The sequence below is a fragment of the Vibrio sp. 1078-1 genome, assembly GCF_033340475.1.
Map to the genome: position 1 here is coordinate 1 of NZ_JAWOWM010000784.1, position 540 is coordinate 540.

General features: G+C 49.3%; 1 protein-coding gene. It reads left to right on the forward strand.

Translation table 11 applies throughout. The features are described 5' to 3' along the window. On the forward strand, window positions 1-540 hold a 540-nt coding region (locus tag R7190_RS30040), incomplete at both ends, for an IS66 family transposase (RefSeq protein WP_318138232.1).

A 540-nucleotide genomic window follows, 5' to 3' on the forward strand; every position in this document is an offset into this window, starting at 1 on the left:
CCATATTGATGAGCGATGCCTTATCCAGCAATCGCCCATCTCTTGGTTATGAAGTCCAACACTGTCTGTGCAATAGTCACGGGCGGCGGCAGTTCGCGGAAGTGCTTCACTCATTCCCAACCGAAGTTGAACAGGTATTAACGTGGTATGGAATGATCTGGGATAACGATCATGAGGCCAAAGTCTTGAGGCTCAGCAGTAAGCAGCGACTTGCGTGGCATAAGAAAGTATCTCTGCCGGTGATGGAGCAGATCCGTGAATGGGGAGAGACAGAACTTAATAGAGGGCGTGTTGAAGAAAATAGTGGTCTTGGCAAAGCGATTGGATACTTCAATAAACACTATGACGGGCTTAGCGCGTTCTGCCACATCGAAGGGGCTCCGATAGACAATAACAAAGCGGAGCAAGCCCTCAAACTGGTCGCCAGAAACCGTAAGAATGCGATGTTCCATAAAACTCAAGCTGGCGCCAGTATTGCTGATGTGGTGATGGGAATGATAGCGACGTCAGCCGAAGCCGGTATCAACGTCTTGGATTACT